Annotated in this window: 12 protein-coding genes; 6 read left to right on the top strand and 6 right to left on the bottom strand. The window is 57.4% G+C overall.

Annotation, left to right across the window (positions count from 1 at the left end; genetic code table 11):
- The first annotated feature begins 80 nt into the window (after positions 1-80).
- Positions 81-671: a TadE/TadG family type IV pilus assembly protein gene (locus B3759_RS02810; protein WP_291363424.1), complete on the top strand. Its 591-nt coding sequence runs from the start codon at positions 81-83 to the stop codon at positions 669-671.
- 59 nt (positions 672-730) lie between these two features.
- Complete coding sequence (locus B3759_RS02805) at positions 731-1,219, top strand: pilus assembly protein (RefSeq protein WP_291363422.1); 489 nt, start codon at positions 731-733, stop codon at positions 1,217-1,219.
- Positions 1,220-1,241: 22 nt separating this feature from the next.
- Here B3759_RS02805 and B3759_RS02800 read toward each other — a convergent pair whose 3' ends face one another.
- Positions 1,242-3,185 carry an OPT family oligopeptide transporter gene (locus B3759_RS02800; protein ID WP_291363420.1) on the bottom strand — a complete coding sequence of 648 codons (1,944 nt, stop codon included), beginning with the start codon at positions 3,183-3,185 and terminating at the stop codon, positions 1,242-1,244.
- 236 nt (positions 3,186-3,421) lie between these two features.
- Between B3759_RS02800 and B3759_RS02795 the strand changes: the two genes are divergently transcribed.
- The 4 genes from B3759_RS02795 to B3759_RS02780 all read left to right on the top strand — a co-directional run bounded on the left by B3759_RS02795 (position 3,422) and on the right by B3759_RS02780 (position 10,458).
- On the top strand, positions 3,422-5,842 hold the full coding sequence (locus tag B3759_RS02795; RefSeq protein WP_291363418.1) for a mechanosensitive ion channel family protein: 2,421 nt from the start codon (positions 3,422-3,424) through the stop codon (positions 5,840-5,842).
- Positions 5,843-5,888: 46 nt separating this feature from the next.
- Positions 5,889-6,722: an SDR family NAD(P)-dependent oxidoreductase gene (locus tag B3759_RS02790; protein WP_291363416.1), complete on the top strand. Its 834-nt coding sequence runs from the start codon at positions 5,889-5,891 to the stop codon at positions 6,720-6,722.
- Between the two features lie 137 nt (positions 6,723-6,859).
- Complete coding sequence (locus tag B3759_RS02785; RefSeq protein WP_291363414.1) at positions 6,860-9,604, top strand: M16 family metallopeptidase; 2,745 nt, start codon at positions 6,860-6,862, stop codon at positions 9,602-9,604.
- A 62-nt stretch (positions 9,605-9,666) separates the two neighbouring features.
- Positions 9,667-10,458: a class I SAM-dependent methyltransferase gene (locus B3759_RS02780; RefSeq protein ID WP_291363412.1), complete on the top strand. Its 792-nt coding sequence runs from the start codon at positions 9,667-9,669 to the stop codon at positions 10,456-10,458.
- A gap of 123 nt (positions 10,459-10,581) precedes the next feature.
- On the opposite strand, the gene B3759_RS02775 is transcribed toward B3759_RS02780, so the two are convergent.
- The 5 genes from B3759_RS02775 to B3759_RS02755 all read right to left on the bottom strand — a co-directional run bounded on the left by B3759_RS02775 (position 10,582) and on the right by B3759_RS02755 (position 16,556).
- The gene (locus B3759_RS02775; RefSeq protein ID WP_291363410.1) at positions 10,582-11,955 is read right to left on the bottom strand and encodes a nitrate/sulfonate/bicarbonate ABC transporter ATP-binding protein; all 1,374 of its coding nucleotides are present in this window, start codon (positions 11,953-11,955) and stop codon (positions 10,582-10,584) included.
- A gap of 97 nt (positions 11,956-12,052) precedes the next feature.
- A complete protein-coding gene (locus B3759_RS02770) occupies positions 12,053-13,780 on the bottom strand; it encodes an ABC transporter permease subunit (protein ID WP_291363408.1) in 1,728 nt (575 codons plus the stop codon).
- A 60-nt stretch (positions 13,781-13,840) separates the two neighbouring features.
- Positions 13,841-14,332, bottom strand: a complete 492-nt coding sequence (gene dut / locus B3759_RS02765) for a dUTP diphosphatase (RefSeq protein WP_408736439.1) — start codon at positions 14,330-14,332, stop codon at positions 13,841-13,843.
- A gap of 13 nt (positions 14,333-14,345) precedes the next feature.
- Positions 14,346-15,758: a bifunctional phosphopantothenoylcysteine decarboxylase/phosphopantothenate synthase gene (locus tag B3759_RS02760; protein ID WP_291363406.1), complete on the bottom strand. Its 1,413-nt coding sequence runs from the start codon at positions 15,756-15,758 to the stop codon at positions 14,346-14,348.
- 3 nt (positions 15,759-15,761) lie between these two features.
- On the bottom strand, positions 15,762-16,556 hold the full coding sequence (locus B3759_RS02755) for a class I SAM-dependent methyltransferase (RefSeq protein WP_291363404.1): 795 nt from the start codon (positions 16,554-16,556) through the stop codon (positions 15,762-15,764).
- Positions 16,557-16,578 lie beyond the last annotated feature (22 nt).

The following is a 16,578-nucleotide window of genomic DNA, read 5'->3' as shown; positions in this document are numbered from 1 at the left end:
GGGGATTATAAACGCTCTGCTTCAATAAAACGGTAGTCTTATCCCGTGCGCTTTCACAGGGTCATTGTCTGGAATGCTGCATGAACAGTCAGATAGAATCTCTCGTCGATAAATCCGGTTGCACAACCGGGACAATGCATCCTCACCGGTTGTTCGGTCAGGTGCGGAGAGGGGTTTCCGATCAGAAGGGGGTTGTCGCACTTGAGTTTGCCCTCATCTGCCTGCCGCTTTTCGCTCTGATGCTGTCCACGCTGGTCATGAGCATCGTCTATTTTACGCAAAGCGCACTCGATGCTGTTTCTGACCAGATGTCTCGGGAAATTCTGACAGGACAGGCTCCGGCATCGGGAAATGCGGGGGAGTTCAAAAATCAGGCTTGCGCGATTCTGCCGTCATATATGAGTTGTTCCAATCTTCTGGTGAATGTGCGGTCTGTCAGCAGTTTCGCGGACGCCAGCACGACGGCTCCACAACTGTCATTTGATTCCTCCGGGGCTGTGACAAACTCCATGAGTTATGACCCGGGCACTGCCGGCAGCGTCGTCGTGTTTGAGCTGATGTATATGCTGCCTGTCCTGAAATCTTTCGACGGGTTCGCCGCAGCAACGCTCACCAACGGATCGCGACTGATCATTTCAACGTCCGTGATCAAGGTGGAACCGTCCTCGTGATGCGCCGGCCCACATTTCTTCGAGCACGCGAAGGGGTCGCAGCCCTTGAATTCGCACTCATGGCACCCATTTTGCTGATCATGCTGATTGGCGGCACAGCACTGGAAGAGGCTGTGGTGGTATCACGCAAGGTGACGGCAGCAGCCCATGCCATTGCCGACGTGACGACACAGTATACGTCCGTGGCGACGACGGATCTTTCTCTGGTTCTACAGGCATCCACATTGGTGCTGGAGCCTTATCCTTCCACAACTGCCAAAATGACGGTTTCTGAAATCATGGTTCCGCCAAATGGAGGGGCAGGCACCGTAGTGTGGAGTCAGGCTCTCAATACGGATCCTCGTGGCGTGGGTTCGACCGTTTCAATTCCAGCCGGTTCCACCACGTCAACTTCCGATAATACATATCTGATTTTGGGAGAGATTTCTTATAATTATACGCCCCGTGTCGCAAACAACATTGTGCCTGGAATTACATTTTACCAAAGCCTTTTCATGGTGCCCCGGCGCTCCACTTCCATTCCGCTCGGATCGTCGTCGTCCGACTGATCATTTTCGGAGAGTGTCCTTCTCATGATGCCGAAGGTTTCAGGATACGACGGACAAACCACAGGCAGACGGCAATAAAGACCATCAGTCCGGCAATGCCGTTCCAGGGAGCAGAAAGTCCTCCGCCAAACGCCAGCGCTCCATCGTTTCCTGTCAGCCCGGAAACGGCAGCAAGCGCAACGCCTGTCAGGCTTTCGCCCACAATCAGTCCGGAGGCGATCATGGTGCCTTCATCCGACTGGTCAGCCCGCCGGGAGGCCATTTTTTTCACGACCCATCCGAGGCAGGCACCCACGGCGAGTGTCGTCGAGACGGAGGGCGGCAGATAGATGCCAATCCCGACGGCCAGCGGCGGTAGAGCCAGTTTGCGAAAACGCAGCATCCGGTCCAGCGCCACCAGCGCCATGCCGGTGGTGGCACCAATCGAGAGCATGCTCCAGTCGAGATTCTGCCGGAAAATCCCGGAAGCGATCATGGTGACGATGGCAGGCTGAGGGGCCGCGAGAACATGCGTCGGGTCCATGTCCGCCCGCGGCATCGCGCCGGTAAAACCATAGGCCTGATACAGCAGGTTCAGAACGGGTGGCACAACGAGAGCGCCTATGGCGCAGCCCAGCAGGAGGACGCCCTCCTGCCGCCAGGGGGATGCGCCGACCAGTTGCCCCGTTTTCAGATCCTGAAGATTATCATTGGAGATGGAAGCCGCCGCCACAATTGCCGAGAGAATGACCATCGCAAAGGCGATGGCCAGATGGTGATCGTTAGCTGCGAAAACCGAGGGAAGGAGCGCGAGATGCTCCATCAGCATGAGAAGCGAGCAGACCAGAACGGTCGCCAGCAGCACGATCCCGGAGATGGGAGAAGAGGAAGATCCGACCAGTCCCGCCATATAACCGCAGGTTGCGGCTGTCAGAAAACCGAACACACCCAGAAAAGCCGTGCCGAACAGCGCAGGCACGACAAAATGTGAGGTGAAGGGATAAAGAAAAAGGCTGAACAGCAGAAACAGGGCGACTGACAGTAGTGCGCCTGTGATTATGATTGTGCGCGGTGACAGATCTTTTCCAGTATCTGTGCCGATTGCAGTGCTGCCGAGCGCGCCTTTGATGCCCCGGAAAACCGGAAGCGCCAGTTCTCCAAGCGTCCATAGGGAAGCGGTTGCAATGGCGCCCGCCCCGATGAACCGGACTTTATGCACCCAGACCGATGTTGCAAACGATGCCGCGTCGAGATGGTCCGTATTGGGCGTGATGGCGGTCAACCAAGGGACGGCCACGATCCATGACAGGATGTAACCAAACAGCATCGCCAGTCCACCTGCCGCGCCGACAAGATAACCCGCGCCAAGAAGCGCGAGTGAGAAGCCGGTGGACAGGCGGAAAACACCCGCTCCTACAGTGAAGGTGGTGGTTGCACTATCGGCAAGAAGACGCAGCCCTCCCGAAGCAAAGGAAACCGCGCCGGATACGGCAGCTCCATTGATCAGGGCGGTCAGACCGCGATGCGATGCTTCACCGGACGCACTTTCATGCCCCGCTCGCAGGATCTCAGCGGCTGCGACTCCCTCGGGGTAGGGGAGAGGACTGTCGTTCACCAATGCACGACGCAACGGAATAGTGAACAGAACACCGGCCATCCCACCCACAGCCGTCAGACCCGCCGTTTCCAGAAAAGGAAAATGGTTCCAGTGCCCGATCAGGATCAAGGCAGGGAACACGGCGAAGACGGTCGAGATGGTCCCGGCGGCGGAAGCCTGACTCTGGACCATGTTGTTCTCAAGAAGACTGCCGCCTCCCAGCAGCCTCAGGACGGCCATGGAAATCACGGCAGCCGGGATCGAGGAGGCGAAGGTCAGTCCGATTTTCAGACCCAGATAGGTGTTGGAGGCAGTGAAGACGACGGTGATCAGGGCACCTAGGACAAGGCCACGCACAGTCAGTTCGCGCGACGTATCGGAATGCGGCATCGGGCCTCCCAGCCAGACAGAAGGAAAGTCAGCGCCAGCGGGCACCCGTCCGCACGTTGCAACCACGCTTTCGTGAGACAGCGCTCATCATGACGAAAAGACCGGCCTGTGGGAATGACTGGACGTTCTCAGCGAACGAAAATGCTTTCTGTGAGTTATCAATGAGATCATCTGATGTGTGTGACCCTCAGGTCAGAAACATCTGTGAGAATGGGAACGGGCAGGTAGGGGTGTTGATGTCTGGAATACGCACGCAGCAGGATGAGCAGAATGTTCGGCTGAGAAATGGTCTGATACCAGCCCTTCTCCTGTGTCTGATGGCGCTGTTCATGATGTCTCCGGCATTTGCGGATGACGCGCCCGATCAGGATTCCCTCATCGCCGTTCCCGCGACCGTCGTTTCGGACAACGCCCTGAACAGTCTGGAAACATCCATCCGGAGTGTTTATCAGGCTCGAATCGATGTGAAGAAAACAACTGGTGTTCACAAGATCACTGTGAATGAACTGGCGCAGCAGGCTGCGGCGGACGAGGTTTCCGCCCAGAGTATGGTGACCAAGCTCGAGCCATACGAGAAAACCTACAAAAATCTGCTGGATGTTCTCGGGACGGCTCCCGCGAAGGATGCGCCGTCGGAACCGGCGTCGATCACCCGACAACGTCAACTGATCCTGAAGGCTCAGAGTGACCTGCACAGCCGTCTCATGCGTGCGCGTCTTTACGTGCTGGAGGCGCATGCCCTTGCGGAAATCCTCAGTCAGAGGACTGACGCCGTGCAGCAGGCTCTGCTTCTTCAGAGCTTCGCTTCGCCTGTCACGCCAGCATTCTGGCTGAGTGTATCGAATGAGTTTTCCGCTACCGAACAAAGTCTCCTGACGCTCTATTCGGAAACGCTCAGAACCGTCGCCCAGGATTTGCAAGGCTGGCGGATCGCCCGTCTGCTTGGGGCTCTCGTGGCTATTGGCTGTCTGATCACAGCCCCATTTTTTCTTTTGCGGCAGGTCAGACGGGCAGCCGCCAGAGTGTTGCCAAATGGAAGATTACGGCGTGTCACGGCGGCGGCGGTTTTCGCACCGCTCTGCCTCCTGTGCGCCACGCTGTCCGCCGCTGCGTTGTGGCTCGGTCTCACTGGCGGAGACATGCCGGACGGAAGCGCTCTTGCCAGTATGGCGAGCAGGATCAGCACGCAGATTCCACTGGTCGGCTTTATTCTGGGGGCGGGCTTCGCCACGCTTTCTCCCACCAATCCCGACTGGCGTGTGCTCCCGATCAGCGACAATGCGGCGAAAGCGCTCCGTTGGCACGTGGTGTGGTTCGCGCTGTTGATCTTCTTCCGTGGTGTGCTGCGGTATTTTGATATGGAAGCCGGACTGGGCCAGACCACGGTGCAGTTGCTGGATGCCGGGTTTATCGTCCTCGCCGCCCCATTGCTTCTGTCGATCCCGCTCCAGATCGAACGCCATCCGGCTCCGATCGCGGAGGGCGGGGTCGTGCGCCAGAGCATGCTGGGTCGGGTGACGCGCGTGTTGCTGTCCCTCGTGTCGGTCTTCAGCATCATCGCCATGCTGATCGGCTATATTCCGCTGGGCTATACGATCCTGTCCTGGGTCTGCTCCATGATCATCACGCTTTTTGGCCTTGCGCTGGTCTATCTGCTGGTCAACGACTTTTCCAAAACGGAGTTGCTGAGCACCGGGCGTATCGGCCGTTATTTTGTTTCCATGGGAATGCCTGACCGGATCATCGATCAGATGATGACCGTGATGTCCGGTCTGTTCAGCGTCTTCCTGCTCTTCGTTGCGGTCGCAGTGGCGCAGTCAGGTGGTGATTTCGATTTCGACGTGATTTTCGGGAATATCGGCAAGGTCGTGCTGGGTCAGAGCATCGGCGGCGTCACGCTTTCGTTTGACGTTCTGCTGAAATGCCTCGTGATTCCGATTGTCGGTCACTATTTCATCAAGATTGTCAGACGCTGGCTGACGAAGCGCCTTTTCCCCACTACGGCGCTGGATAAGGGTGGTCAGACATCCATCCTCACAATCTTTACCTATGCTTCATGGATCGGGATCATTCTGATTGTCATGTCGTCCATCGGCGTGACGGTCAGCAGCATGACATGGGTCGTCAGCGCCCTGTCGGTGGGTATCGGTTTTGGTCTTCAGTCAATCGTGCAGAATTTCGTGTCCGGTATCATCCTTCTGGCAGAGCGTCCTGTGACCATCGGTGATCTGGTGGAGATTGGAGGCAAGACCGGCGACATTCGGCGCATCAGTGTCCGTTCGACGGATATTGGCCTGTCTGACGGCTCGACCCTGATTGTGCCGAACTCACAGTTCATTACCTCCGCTGTCAGAAATGCGACCTTTGGTCGTCCCTCCGGAGCGATGTCCTTCACCATTGCATTCCCTCTTGGAACGGATCTGTCGAAGAGCATCCCCGTGATGGCCGAGGCTCTGGAGAAGGTAGACGGGCTGCTGACAACACCGCCTCCTTCCGTCACCATTGCCGATATCCAGTTTGACAGGGTGGTCGTGAAGGTTTCCGGCACCACGTCCTCGCCGCGGAGCGTCGACGGCATTGCCAACAAGGCCCGTCTGGCCGTCTGGGATGCGCTTGAAAAAAATGGAATAGTCGCCAGTCAGGAAAGCAGCGGCTAAGGTGCATTCCGACCGGACATAAAGCCCGGTTTTTCAGGGACGGATTATGACCAAGGCGACTGATTTCTGCGAAACACCGCGCTCCGGGGCGCAACTGCCCCGTGCGGTGGTAACCGGAGGATCAGGGGGAATCGGGCATCTTGTTGTCCGTGACCTGCTCAAACGTGGCTATGAAGTCGTGGCGCTAAGTCGTCGTGCGCCGCCGCTGTCTGATTCACGCCTGCGCCATATTGTCTGCGATCTGGCCGATACAAACGAGATTGAGCGTGCCTGTTCAGAAATCGTGAAGGCAAAGGTGCCGATTTTGGCGCTTGTTCACTGTGCGGGAATCATTGAACCGGGGGCCATTGAAGGTCTGAAGGCCGACGCTCTTCAGAGACAGCTCGCTGTCAATCTCACCGCTCCGATTTTCCTGACCTCTCTCCTGCTGCCACTTATGAAGCGTGGTGGGCATATCGCGTTCGTGAACTCGTTGGCGGCCGTTTACCCTCTTCCCGAAAGTTCTGTTTACGCCGCGGCAAAAGCGGCTCTGCGCAGCTTTGCTCTGGCGCTGACAATTGAGGTCAAGTCTCGGAAAATTTCTGTGTCATCGGTTTTTCCCGGTGCTGTGGACACGCCAATGCTGGAGCAGGAGATGCAAAGCGGTGGCTCTGTTCTGAACTTCGTCAATCCACCTGCAACGCCGGAAAGCGTGGCGGCCACTGTCATCAAGGCGATTGGTCGCTCTCATGGTGGAGAGTATTTCCGGCCTGCGATTGACGGTGTATTCGGCCGGATCTGCATGTGCTGGCCGGAATTGCTGCGCTTTGTGCTTCCTCTATTCACATGGATTGGAAAAAGAGGCGTGAAAAAGCATGCCCGGCTGAAAAAGAAGCTCTGAACGCTCACTGGGCTGTGTTTTTGCTCTTCATGAACAATATTTCATGACCGGGCTTTAGCAGACTCCAAGAGGTGACAGATCAGTCAGCAGACTGCATGATCCCGCGCAGTTAGATGCTATGGGATTGCAACTGCACAATGTTTTTCAAGACCTTCGGCTCATTTCGTCCACTCTTCTGCACTGCGCTGCTCGCCGGAACCACGCTCGGCGGGTGTTTGACGGAAGCCGGTATGGTGAGCGGGGTTGGGCTGTTCTCTCAGGCGATCGCTCGTGAACCGGAGGCCGCTACCCGACAGGCGCCGTCTGTCACCAGAGCCACTCTACCGAACGGTCTGCGTGTTGTGGTCGTGCAGGACAAATTGGCTCCGGTTGTGACGACTGAGCTGAATTATCTGGTTGGTTCATCCGAAGCGCCGGCCGGTTTTCCCGGAACGGCGCATGCGTTGGAACATATGATGTTCCGCGGTAGCAAAGGGCTGGACAAGGATCAGCTTGCCGCTCTCGGTGCCCGTATCGGTGGCAGTTACAATGCCGACACGACGGAAGATGTCACGCAGTATTTCTACACAGCACCCGCCGAGGATCTGGACGTGCTGCTGAGGATTGAAGCCCTACGCATGAAGGGGCTGACCCTGTCCGAGGCAGACTGGGACAAGGAGCGTGGCGCGATCGAGCAGGAAGTCTCTCGCGATCTCTCCAGCCCGGCTTATCGCTACATTTCGCAGTTACAGTCGATCCTGTTCAAGGGAACGCCATACGAGCATGACGCGCTGGGAACCCGTCCGTCCTTTGACAAGACGGATGCTGCATTGCTTAGGAAGTTTTACGAACAGTGGTATGCTCCGAATAACGCCATCCTCGTGATTGCGGGTGATGTCGATCCGGACGCAACAATCGCCAAGGTGCGTGATGTCTTCGGGTCTACTCCCAGCAAGACATTGCCTGAACGTACAGCTGTGCAGCCCGCACCGGCTCCCGCGCAGACCCTGACTTTTCCGACGGATTATCCGGTTGGTTTTGCGACGATCGCTTTCCCGATGCCGGGACAGAATGCGAAGGATTTCGCAGCCGCTGATATTCTCTCCGATGTGCTGGCAAGCCAGCGTGGCGCGCTCTACCAGTTGGTTCCTGCGGGTAAGGCACTTTTTGCCGGATTTGAATTTGCGCCGAAGAAATCAGCCGGTTTCGGACTGGCGCTTGCGGCATTCCCGAAGGGTGGCGATTCTAGCAAGGTACTGACGGACGTTCGCACCATCCTGTCGGATATCCGCAAAAATGGTGTTCCAGCCGAACTTGTTGAAGCGGCGAAGACCAAGGAAATCGCTCAACTCGGTTTCTCGGCAAACTCTGTGAGCGGTCTTGCCGAAAGCTGGTCGGAAGCGTTGGCTTTCAAAAATCTTCAGTCGCCTGAAGACATGATCGCAGCCTATCGCGCTGTCACGCCGGAAGATGTCAACCGGATGGCCGCGCAACTGCTGGATCCGGATCGTGCTGTGACGGCTATTCTGACGCCGGAAAACTCCGGCAAGCCGATCGAAGGCAAGGGATTTGGTGGCGCTGAATCTTTCGCTTCGGCTCCTGATAAACCGGTCAAACTGCCTGACTGGGCTGAAAAAGCGCTGGCGCGTCTGGATATTCCGGAACCGGCCAAAGCGCCGGTGGTGCAGACGCTTCCTAATGGTCTGACCCTGATCGTGCATCCGTCGCACGTCAGCCAGACAATCGAGGTTGCCGGTCTGATCCGTCACAACTCGGACCTTCAGGAGCCGAAAGGCAAGGAAGGGATTTCCGACGTTGTGGAGGAACTCTTCGGTTATGGCACCCAGAAGCATGACCGTCTGGCATTCCGCAAGGCGCTGGACGATGTGCCTGCGTGGGAGAGCGCCGGAGCGGAATTTTCGCTGCGTGTGCCGTCGAACAAATTCGAACAGGGCATGAGCCTGTTGGCGGAGAACGAACTCCAGCCTGCCTTCCCGGATCAGGCGTTCCAGATTGTTCGCCAGCAGGCGGCGCAGGAACAGGCAGGGCAGTTGCAGTCACCCGGCTATCTCTTCGGTCGCGCGATCATGGGGGCCGTCTCGCCGAAGGGTGATCCAAGTCTGCGTGAAGCCACGCCGAAAACACTGATGAGCCTCTCGCTCAATGACGTAAAAGCCTATTATGGCGCAGTCTGGCGGCCGGACATGACGACCATTGTCGTAACCGGCGATATCACGCCGGGACAGGCGCGGACGGTTGTGGAGAAGACATTCGGATCATGGAAGGCAACCGGGCCGAAGCCGGTTGTTGATCTGCCGACGCGACCGGACAGCAAGACCTCGCGGTCCCATGTGCCGGACAAGAGCAATGTGCAGGATACGGTTGTCCTGCCGGAGAGTCTTGGTCTGACGCCGACCAATCCGGACCATTTCCTGCTGACACTTGGTAACGAGGTGCTCGGTGGCGGCTTCTCATCCCGTCTGTATCGCGATCTGCGTGTGAAAACGGGATATGTCTATTCCGTCAGCAGTAGTTTCGACTGGAGCCGTAACCGGGGAGCCTATTCGGTCTCCTACGGCGCTGATCCTGACAAGGTAGGGGATGCACGGAAAGCGGCGCTGCGGGATATTCACGCCATGCAGGTATCGCCGGTGACAGATGATGAACTGATTGTCGCCAAATCGTCGCTCTTGCGTGGCATTCCGCTGGGACGAGCCAGTCTTGGAGCTATCGCAGGCGAGTATCTGCGTCTGATCGAACTCGGACTGCCTCTCGATACACCCGATATTGCGGCGCATGCCTATTACAAGGCGACAGCTGCCGATGTGCAGGCAGCTTTCAGCAAATGGGTCCGGCCGGATGATCTGTCCGAGATTGTCAAAGGACCACAGCCACGCTGGTAATTTCAGGAAAACGGCCCTGCTTCGCATTGAGGCGGGGCTTTTTGATTCGGGAGGAGATAAAAATGCGCAGAAAGATTATCATGTGGTCAGTCATGGGACTGCTGGCTGGAACGGGCCTGAGCGTCACGCAGACTCTACAGGCGCAACCTGCTTTCAAGGGCAGTCAGGTCAGAACATTGCCGATTGCAGCAGCGCTTTCTGACAGGGATCGTCCTGATTCTGATCGTGCACGGGACAAGGTCCGCAAGCCGGGTGAATTACTGGCGTTTGCCGGAATGGGACCGGGCATGAAAGTCGCTGACCTCATGCCGGGACAAGGCTATTTTACGCGTATTTTCAGTAATGTTGTCGGAAAGTCGGGGCATGTCTACGCGCTCGTTGCCGCAGAACGCGTCGCTGAAAAACCCGATGCTGCTGATGCCGTGAAGGCGATTGCCGCCGATCCCGCATTTTCCAATGTCTCGGTTTTGACGGAATCAATGCTGGCTCTGTCGCTTCCTGAACCTGTTGATATGGCCTGGACTTCTCAGAACTATCATGACGTTTACGGTCGTGGCGCTGATGCTGCTCTGGCTTTTGACCGCTCCGTGTTCAATCTTCTCCGGCCCGGTGGCGTGTATATGGTGATTGATCATGTGGCAGCTTCCGGCAGCACTCCGGAAACAGCAAAGACATTGCATCGTATTGATCCTGCGCTGATTCGTGCACAGGTGGAAAAGGCAGGCTTTGTTTTTGAAAGTGAAAGTGGTGCACTGCGAAATGCACAGGATGCGCATTCCGCTTCTGTCTTCGATGAGACCATAAAAGGACATACGGATCAGGTTGTTTACAAATTTCGTAAACCTGCCCGATAAAGAGTCGTTTTATAAAAAACCTTATCAGAGCGTGATATATGCTGACTGCATGGTAATATCACGCTTTAACCGATTGTAATGGGACGTGTGTTGTCTGGTTTCAATAACACTTTACCAGACGTTTCAGGTCGCACTGTCCTTGTTCAGAAAAAGCTGGTCTGATTCTTCGTTGTAATCAAACAACTCCGCGTAGCGCGCCCAGGAGATAATGGTTTGCAGGGTCTGCTGGGCGTAAGCTGCTGACATACTTTCGCCCAGTTCCTCCCGGAAACGATCCGCTCCAACGGTATGGCTTGGACGTTCATCCAGCGCAGTACAGATGGTTTTGACCAAAGGTATGGCATTCAGCAGGGCGTGACGCAGGATTGTCTTGCGTTCGTCAAAGTCGCTTTCCGCGAAACGCTGGGCTTCGTGTGTCAGCAGCAGATCGCCATCTTCAACTTCTGCCAGTTCGAGAATTTGCAGCGCCTCGACAAGAGGAAATAATTCATCGAGTTCGAGATGCGCTTTGGCGGCGAGAAGAGGGAGGTCGGCCCGACCATTTACCGGTGGTGCAGCCAAGGCTTCGATCAATCCCACCATACTGCCTACCGAAACTGCGGCGATTGGAAGATGCTGCGGTTGAGCAGTCTGTACGACCGTCATATCGGGCAGATCGGCTTCCGAGATGACAGGCGTGCGTCGTGTCATCAATGTGTAGATATGATCAACAATTTCCAGAAATGAAGGATCGTCGCGCAGGCGGGGGTGGGCAAGAGGAACAATGACTTCATGCTCAATGCGACCCGGATTGGCCGCAAAGACAAGGATGCGATCACACATCAGCACGGCTTCCTCGATACTGTGTGTCACCATCAGGATCGATTGCACCGGCAGTTTCTTCTCGCACCACAGTTCGACAAGATCCGTGCGAAGATTTTCCGCTGTCAGAACATCCAGCGAGGAAAAAGGCTCGTCCATCAGAAGAAGATCGGGATGAACAGCAAGCGCACGCGCCAGTCCTGCTCGTTGGGAAAGGCCACCTGACAGTTCGTGCGGCCATGCGTTTTCGTAACCACCGAGACCGATCAGATCGATGGCTTCTTCCGCCCGTTGTTTTCGGTCTTTTCCCTTCATGCCGTCTGCTTCAAGAGCCAGTTCGACATTGTCCTGCAAATTCAGCCAGGGAAACAGGGAAGGGGACTGAAACACCATCGCCAGTCCGGCCACGGGACGTTTCAGCGGAACGCCACGCCAGAGCACAGTGCCGCTGCTGGGAATGAGAAGGCCGGCCATGATGCGCAGCAGCATCGACTTCCCCGAGCCGGAGCGACCGAGAAGCCCGACAATTTCACCGGGTTTTACATCCAGAGAAACTCCGTCGAGGATCTGAACATCCGTTGAGGAATCCCGATGATAGGATTGGCCCACGTCGCGCAGCGATAACAGCGACGCACCAGACTGGGGTGCAGAGGAAGATTTTTCTTCCAGAGAGGGCAGCGCGTCAGCGGAAAACATGGTGCCTATCCTGCACGTTGATGTCTGGAACTCATCTGACCGTAGCCTAACAAGTCATTGGGAGCTGAAAAACCCCGAATACGGGAAGAGCGCATGCTCAGGGCGTCTCCATCGTCTGTCCGGTCGTGCGGCGTCTGACGTAAAGACCCAGAGGTCTCCAGATCAGTGCTTCACTCCCCATGGCCAGCAGCGTCATGACCATGATGCCGAGAGAAGCCTGCTCCATGTCGCCTCTGCTGGTAGCGTCGATGATGGCGCGACCGATCAGGCCGTGTTCGGAAATGTGCGTGCCCCATAACGTCATGTCAGCAGCGATAGCCGCGTTCCAGCCCCAGAAGAATGCTCTGTGCACGCCTCTGAGCCATGATTGCGCAAGGCCCGGCAAAAGGATGGCCTTCCATTTGAGCCAGCCTCGTACACGATAGGCTCGTGTAACTTCCTGCAAATTCCGAGGGAAATCCCGAACGCCAATGAGCAGATGGAAGACGAGGAAAAAGGGTAGCCCGACAAACAGTAGAGGAGACAAGGCGGATTCAGGACCAAGCAGCGCAACGACCAGCGGAAACAGCAGAACCGCCGGGAAAAGTGTTAAAAAGCGGAAGACTGGCAGGATCGGATCAGCCCAGTGCTTCAGCCCAACAGCGATGGGAAGCAGAACAACGGAGCAGATGCCCAGCGGCACAAGTAACGTCAGCATCTCGCCGACACCAAGGAGGCCGGCGCGTAACCATTCGTCGGGATCAGGAAGACCTTTGGGGGAAGCTGCACACTCCAGAAGACCCGCAATACCCAGAAGAGCAGGGATAATCAGCGCGATAATCCGTGGCGTTTTCTCGGGATCATCCAGAACGGTGGCCCGTGGTGCAGGGCCAAGTGGCAGATTGCCGACAATCCTCAGTAATCGCGACCCGTCGGTGAACATGCGTCCGAGTAGAGGAATATCCCCGAAGGCGGCGGATGCGGACCGTACGGACGATCCTTTTTCAAAACGCTGGCCCCATTTTCTCATGGGGCGGACAATCAGAAAATCCGTCGCCATGACAAGGCATCCCGTGGCCAGAAGTGTCAGCGCGAAGGCTATGGAAGCATGGTCTCTGATGGAAGAGACCGCATAACCGCCCAGTCCCGGAGAGAGAGGCAACTGCTTCATGCCCGCATAGACTTCGGCGAAAGTCAGGCCAAGCCAGACATTCGGCATGGCATGTCCGATACTGCGGACAACTGCGGGCAGACCAAATGGTGCGTAAAGTCGCCAGAAGCGCGGCCACGGTCTGAGGCCGAAACTGCGGGCCGCCATGACAAGGTGCGACGGCACTTCCTGATGGGCACGGATGGCGGCATCCATCATGGGAAAGGTGAGGGCTGCAAAGGCGGGAGCCCCAATCAGAACCTCGCCCGCGAGCGCATGTCCGGCAAGCCACCCATGAGCGCCGAAACAGACAGGCAGGGCGAGCACCATGAATGCCGGAATCGGAACGGCCTGCACGATTTCCAAGAGAGCGAGGGCGACTCGTCCGGGTTTTTCCCGTCCAAAAACCAGCGCTGCACCGGCGAGGGCGCACAGAAAGGACACAGCAAACCAGCATATGACGCGCGCAGCCGAGACCACCAGCGCGAAGGGCAATGCAGTAAGCGGCAAAGCCTGCGTGGGCTGCGGCTGTGTCCCGGAAAAGACGATGCCGAACCATGTCGTGGCGTTTGAGCCGAAGCCCAGCATGACGCCCACGACGCAGAGCATCGCCACAATCATCGCCAGCCGGGGAGAGTCGTGACTGATTCTTCTGCTGAGTCCGGCCGCATCGGCAAAAAGGGATGTACTGCTCATCGGAACGTATGTCGTCTGATGCGATGTCGTCCGGTGCGGCAGGGCCGTTTCATGTCTTTGTCAGGAAGAGTGCGTGCCTGTGCTGCCAAAGCCACCAGCGCCACGTTCCGTCGAATCAAGGTCATCAACCTCATTCCATGCAACCCGAAAAACAGGAGCAACGACTGCTTGCGCGATCCGCATGCCCCGTTCCACCGTAAAGGCTTCCTGTCCGGTGTTCATCAGAATAACGCATAATTCACCACGATAATCTTCGTCTATCGTGCCGGGTGAATTCGGCAGGGTGATGCCATGCTTCAGGGCAAGGCCGGATCGGGGACGGATCTGCAACTCGTATCCGGCGGGCAGGGCGATACAGAGCCCCGTTGGAATCAGGGCCCGTTCCCCGGGAGGCACCGTGACCGTGCTATCGACAGCGGCGAGAAGATCCATGCCCGCGGCACCGGCGGTGGCATAGGATGGAAGGGGAAGCCCTTCCGAGCGGGGCAGGCGGCGGACGGCGACCTGAACAACCGGTGCATTCACAAAAAGAGATCCGTTTCCGAGAGTGATGGAGAAGAAAGCGTCATTGGCGGCCTTCTTCCGCAGTTGCAAGAGCAGGCGCTCCAAAACGCAGGGCGATGCGGCGGGCCAGATTGAGAGCGAGAGTCGTTTTGGCCATCAGAGGCCAATGCTCCACACCATCTTCAGTGATCAGGATCACCTTGTTTTCCGTGCCACCCATGACATTCGTGCCGGTCGAGACGTCATTAGCGACGATCCAGTCGCAACCTTTGCGCTGACGCTTGGCGATAGCGTTGACCTCGACATCATCGGTCTCGGCAGCAAAGCCGACCACCAGCGTGGGGCGCATTGGACCCGGTCGGGAGATACGGGCGAGGATATCCGGATTCGGCTCGAGAACGAGAGAGGGAGGAGGAGAGCCAGCCTGCTTCTTGATCTTGGATGAGACCGGATCAGCCACGCGCCAGTCCGCCACAGCCGCCGTGCAGACAGCGATGTCAGCCGGAAGTGAGCTCATGACGGCTGCTTCCATCTCCTGTGCCGTCTCGACCCGGATCAGGGAAACGCTGGACGGAGCAAGCAAGGAGGTCGGTCCACTGATCAGTGTCACCTGTGCGCCCAGATCGGCAAGCGCACTCGCAATGGCGTAGCCTTGCAGGCCGGATGAGCGGTTGCCGAGATAGCGCACCGGATCAATTGGCTCATGTGTCGGCCCGGCCGTCACCAGTGCATGTTTACCGACCAGAGGACGCCAGTGAGAGGAAGTTTCCGGGGAGGCGCTCTGTTCGCAGTGTGACACAGACCCATTGCGCAGGCTGACAGCAGAGGCGTTGTGCATCTGCGAAGGTGCATTCTGATAATGACTCGGGACAGAGGCGGACGAGTGCTCGTTGGAGTTGACGCAAGAATCCTTGTCTAGGCGAGCAAGGATAGCTTCAAGCAGCACCTCCGGCTCGACCAGTCGACCGGGACCGTATTCGCCGCACGCCATTTCGCCTTCGTCAGGTCCAACGACGATCACACCGCGCTGGCGCAGCGTGTTCATGTTCGCACGCGTCGCAGGATGCTCCCACATGCGTACATTCATGGCCGGAGCCACCATCACAGGCGTGTCGGTGGCCAGTAGCAGGGTGCTGGCCAGATCGTCAGCCAGACCGGACGCCATCTTGGCCAGGATGTTGGCCGTGGCCGGTGCGACAACCACAAGATCCGCCGAGCGGGAGAGGGCGATGTGCCCCATTTCCTGCTCATCGGTCAGGGAAAACAGATCCTGATGGACGGGGTCGCCACTAAGCGCCTGTAGCGACAGTGGTGTGACAAATTCACTCGCAGCGCGCGTGAGGACGCATCGGACCCCAACTCCGGCCTTTTTCAGAAGGCGAATAAGTTCGAGCGCCTTGTAAGTTGCAATGCCGCCGCTGACGATGAGCAGAACCCGTCGGGACGGCTGCGTCTGTGTCGTCGCGGCAGCCATGGATCAGAGCCTCCAGCCGGAATGGATTGCAGCGATGCCCCCGGACAGCGACTGGTAGCGGACATGGGAGAATCCGGCCTCACGGAACATATCCGCGAGCGTTTCCTGATCAGGGAACATGCGGATGCTCTCGGCCAGATACTGGTAGCTGTCACGATCCTTGGCGATGAGAGAGCCCATCGTCGGGAGAACCTTGAACGACCACGCATCGTAAATGGGCGCCAGAGCCGCAACCTGCACGCGGGAGAATTCGAGGCAGAGGAAACGACCGCCCGGCTTCAGCACACGGCGGGCCTCCTTCAGAACGGCCAGCTTGTCCGTGCAGTTGCGGAGGCCGAACGAGATGGTCACGCGATCCATGCAGCGGTCGGGAAGCGGGATCTGTTCGGCGTCGACCACGCAAAAGGACAGGTCCGACACATAGCCACGCGAGATGGCGCGGTCACGGCCAACCGACAGCATATTGGCGTTGATGTCCGTCATGATCGCCGGTCCGCCGCCACCTGCAAGCCAGCCGAACGTCACGTCACCGGTGCCGCCTGCGAGATCGAGCAGTTTCAGGCCGGGCTGCGGTGCAAGCTCGGCGTTGAAAATCCGTTTCCAGACTCGATGAATCCCCAGAGACATGAGGTCGTTCATCACATCATAGCGACTCGCAACACTGTCGAAGACCGCACGGACGAGAGGTTTCTTCTCTTCCTTGGGCACAGCGCGGAAGCCGAAATCGGCGGTGTCGTCGGCAGCAGTCCCGGTGGAATGCGGCGCGGCATGGAGGTCATGGGGGGCATTGTCGGTCATGGCTGCACTCTATAGCGTCTTT

Source organism: Acetobacter sp. UBA5411, from assembly GCF_002409645.1.
Taxonomy (GTDB): Bacteria; Pseudomonadota; Alphaproteobacteria; order Acetobacterales; family Acetobacteraceae; genus Acetobacter.
Note: the sequence above shows the minus strand (reverse complement) of the source record. Positions and strands in the feature narration are given on the sequence as shown.

Excerpts from the sequence above, each read along its gene's own strand:
- B3759_RS02775 (WP_291363410.1), bottom strand. The coding sequence starts at position 11,955 with ATGTTTTCCGCTGACGCGCTGCCCTCTCTGGAAGAAAAATCTTCCTCT.
- B3759_RS02800 (WP_291363420.1), bottom strand. The coding sequence starts at position 3,185 with ATGCCGCATTCCGATACGTCGCGCGAACTGACTGTGCGTGGCCTTGTC.
- B3759_RS02810 (WP_291363424.1), top strand. The coding sequence starts at position 81 with ATGAACAGTCAGATAGAATCTCTCGTCGATAAATCCGGTTGCACAACC.
- B3759_RS02770 (WP_291363408.1), bottom strand. The coding sequence starts at position 13,780 with ATGAGCAGTACATCCCTTTTTGCCGATGCGGCCGGACTCAGCAGAAGA.
- B3759_RS02755 (WP_291363404.1), bottom strand. The coding sequence starts at position 16,556 with ATGACCGACAATGCCCCCCATGACCTCCATGCCGCGCCGCATTCCACC.
- B3759_RS02795 (WP_291363418.1), top strand. The coding sequence starts at position 3,422 with ATGTCTGGAATACGCACGCAGCAGGATGAGCAGAATGTTCGGCTGAGA.
- B3759_RS02760 (WP_291363406.1), bottom strand. The coding sequence starts at position 15,758 with ATGGCTGCCGCGACGACACAGACGCAGCCGTCCCGACGGGTTCTGCTC.
- B3759_RS02790 (WP_291363416.1), top strand. The coding sequence starts at position 5,889 with ATGACCAAGGCGACTGATTTCTGCGAAACACCGCGCTCCGGGGCGCAA.
- B3759_RS02805 (WP_291363422.1), top strand. The coding sequence starts at position 731 with ATGGCACCCATTTTGCTGATCATGCTGATTGGCGGCACAGCACTGGAA.
- B3759_RS02780 (WP_291363412.1), top strand. The coding sequence starts at position 9,667 with ATGCGCAGAAAGATTATCATGTGGTCAGTCATGGGACTGCTGGCTGGA.
- B3759_RS02785 (WP_291363414.1), top strand. The coding sequence starts at position 6,860 with ATGTTTTTCAAGACCTTCGGCTCATTTCGTCCACTCTTCTGCACTGCG.